Consider the following 3,292-nt stretch of genomic DNA (forward strand, 5'->3'; position numbering starts at 1 on the left):
GAGGAAGTGTGCGCGGGGTACTTCGCTGCCCACCCCTTCAGGAGCCGCTGGTAAGCCTCCAGGCGCGGCGACTTCGGTTCCGAGCGGCCGTTCTCGTAGTTCTTCACCGTCTGCGTCGACGTTTTCAGCGCGACCGCGAGGCGGGCCTGGGTGATGCCGGCGGCCTCACGCAGCCGGGCACGCTCCGCCGGAGGCGGGAGCTGCGGCTCCTCCTCCAACAGCGCGTCCACGCTCGCGAACAGCTCTTCCTCAGACGCCATTCCATGCACCTTCACGTCAGGACTCGATACAGCTTAACCAAAAACTTACCCTACCCTTTAACCCTCTCGCGCCCATTCCAGCCCGAGCGCGGCGAGTGCCTGGAGTTTGTCGGCGGTGAGCTTCGCGCGGCGTCCCTTCTGATTCATGATCCAGACTCCGAGCTTGACGGGGTACTCCTGGCCACCGGCCTTGACCCCCTCCACGTGGCCTCTGGGGACGGTCACAGAGCCCTCGCGGGCCTTGTACTGCGCCAGCGCCGCCACCCCCCGCCCGAAGGCGCTCACGGGCGCCGTGGACGGCTTCACAGACGCCGCCACCTCCAACGCGACCGGTGTGATGCCGAGCTGCTCCAAGCGTTCGCGCTGCCCGCCCGCCAAGGCCTGCCAGGCCTCCGGTTTCCGCTGCCGGGCCAGCCACTTGCCGATGTCCATGCCGTGCACGGTGAACCCGGGCAGGACCTCCACCGCGCCAGCCTGGCTTTCTTCGTCGGCCAGCAGCTCGCGCAGCGCGGCGTAGTGCCGCTGCCAGTCGGCCGGCCACGCCGGGTTCCAGTCCGCGTCCACGGCCAGGAGCGCGGCCTTCCACTCAGGGTGACCGTCCAGCGCACCCGCACGGCGCAAATTGCTCAACCACTGTCCTACCGGCCTGTCCAGGGCCACTGCGGACCTCGGAGCACAGAGGGTCCAGTACTGGCCGTAGTACGCCTTGGCGGCCTCCAGGTTCTCCTGGAACCGCTCATCGGCCGGGCTCCAGACCATGCCCAGCCTCTCCAGCCGCTGCGCCCGCTGCCCGATCATCTGCCCCGCCCCGTACGCCCGTCGCTGTTCCGCGACCCACTGTCCAAGCGGTGTCGCGCCCTCTTTGTGCCCATAGGGGACTCGGGCGTGATGCTCACGCTCCGTGAACGTCTTGAGCGCCGACCAGCCGCGCGCCCAGTCCTGGCGCTCGGTGTCGATGACGTTGAAGGAAATCCAGTCCGCGACCATCACCGGGTCACGCGGAACCGCAAAACGGAGCAACAGACGGAATTCGTCCTCGCCTTCCTCGGGCGGCGAACCGATGTACTCGGACGGCTGCACGACGTCCTTCTGAGGCTCCTGCGGGATCGCGAGCAGCTCAATTACCTCTTCGTCGTGAGCCCGAAGACCCTCCAATATCTTCACCAAAGGCCGGTACGACCCGGAGGTGAACATGTCTTCCGGCTGCTCCCCGGGCTGCAGAAATACCGGCACGATCAAAGAGGCCACTTTCTCCTGTCCGGGCTTTTGACGCAGCGCCCGGCCGATCGCCTGAACGATGTCGTGCGGAGCACCCTTGGGGTCCAGGAAGGCCACCGAGTCCACCGCTCGGATGTCGACGCCCTCACCCAGAACCCGGCAGTTACACAAGACAGCCCGCAGCGCCGTGGACCCGAACTCACCCAGAACCCCCCGCCGACGCTCAGGGACATGCTCGCCACACAGCCAGTCCGCCCAGATCGCCGCCGGGTACTTCTCAGGCTGGTCAGCGTGCAGCCGCTTGGCCACGCGCTCCAGGCCCTCCGCGAACGCCTGCGCCTCTATCGTCCGGTGGTGAAAGGTGATGCACGTCTGGAGGTGGTGCTCCGCCATCGTGTGCAGCAACGCCGCCTGCAGCGCCCCCAGGCGCTCACCGCGCACCCTCTCGCTGTGCCGCTCCTCGCTCATCAGCCGCTCCGGGGTGACGACCGGGTCCTGGAGCTCCAGGACGATGATCTGGTACCGCGCAAGCAGCTTCCGCGACACGGCCGATGCCAACGAGAGCTTGTAGAGGACCGGGCCGAAGACCTTTTCGTCGTCCATGGAGGCCGCCATCTCGCGCGGCAGCGGGTCACGGACCCCCTCCGCGACCTCACGGTTCGGCCGCTCCTCCCAGATCCGCGGCGTGGCCGTCAGATACAGCCGCCGGTACGAGGGGATGACGCCCTGGTTGTGGACATCGGCCCAGGCCTTACCCATCGAGCCACTTGTCCTGTGGGCCTCATCGACCACCGTCAGGTCCACCGGGTCCAGCCGTTGCCCGTAGGCACCCTCGAACGCCTCCGCCAGGACGCCCAGCGACGCGTAGGTGGCGTAGATGGTCACCGGCCCCGAGCCGTGCCACAGCGCCAGCTGCACGGGGTTCGTGGTGGAGCGCACTTTGAGGTTCCACAGCTCCGGGTCGTCGGTGAGGCTGCACACCGCAACAGCCGGCCCCGTGTGTCCAGCCTCGTGCCATTCACGGACCGTCTGAGTCAGAAGGTCCAGCGTCGGTACCAGGACCAGAATGCGCCCCTTGGGCACAATCCGCTTTGCCGACACTGCGGCAATGGTGGTCTTTCCCGTTCCGCACGCGGCATGCACCTGTCCCCGCAGGCCATTTACAGGAATGCCATCCAGTGGAACATCGAGACCGCGCACAATGTTCGCAACAGCCTCGATCTGGTGAGGAAACAGTTTCCTAGCCATTCCCCGTGTTCTCCTTTTCGCGCAATGTCTCGCGTAACAAGAATGGAAGTTCCCGGCGCGATGAGATGGTCCGGGGTTGTGGTGGATACACCCAAACACTACACAGGCATGACCCGTGATGCATCACCCGCACACCAACTTCCACCCCCAGGGTGATACATGACCGAATCTCGACCTGATGCGACCGGTTTTCCTGTATGCTGATGGGGCGTTGATGGGCATCACCGGGTGGGTTCGAGAGTGAGGGAGGGGTCAGGGTGGAGCGCAGCGGAACCCGTCACTGCGGCGAGGCCGGCACCCGTACAGTCCGACGGGCCGTCACCTCCGTTGCAGGGGTGGTGACCAGGAACCCCAAGCCCTACACAGGCCCGAGCATGATGCACCTCCCCTTGCTGCCAGCCCAGGCGACCGCGCTTGCGCGGGTGCCAGCAATGAGCGCTTGCGCGAATTGCATCCCCTCCCGGAATTCCGTTTACGGAATTCCATTCCGGCGCTTGCGCCGGAATTCGAATTGCGCTTGCGCAATTCATTCACTATGCCCCGGCTTGCCGGGGCATATCCCGCTC

2 protein-coding genes are annotated in these 3,292 nt (G+C 66.0%); both read right to left on the reverse strand.

Annotated features, from left to right (window positions below; translation table 11 throughout):
- Positions 1-260 (reverse strand): helix-turn-helix domain-containing protein (locus tag JS521_RS34705; RefSeq protein ID WP_205086847.1); only part of this gene is annotated, 260 nt, incomplete at its 3' end.
- Between the two features lie 57 nt (positions 261-317).
- Positions 318-2,726, reverse strand: a complete 2,409-nt coding sequence (locus JS521_RS34710) for a DEAD/DEAH box helicase (RefSeq protein WP_205086848.1) — start codon at positions 2,724-2,726, stop codon at positions 318-320.
- Positions 2,727-3,292: the final 566 nt, after the last annotated feature.

The sequence above is a fragment of the Streptomyces durocortorensis genome, from assembly GCF_016901035.1.
GTDB classification, from domain to species: Bacteria; Actinomycetota; Actinomycetes; order Streptomycetales; family Streptomycetaceae; genus Streptomyces; species Streptomyces durocortorensis.

Coding starts and splice junctions, on each gene's coding strand:
- JS521_RS34710 (WP_205086848.1), bottom strand. CDS start 2,726: ATGGCTAGGAAACTGTTTCCTCACCAGATCGAGGCTGTTGCGAACATT.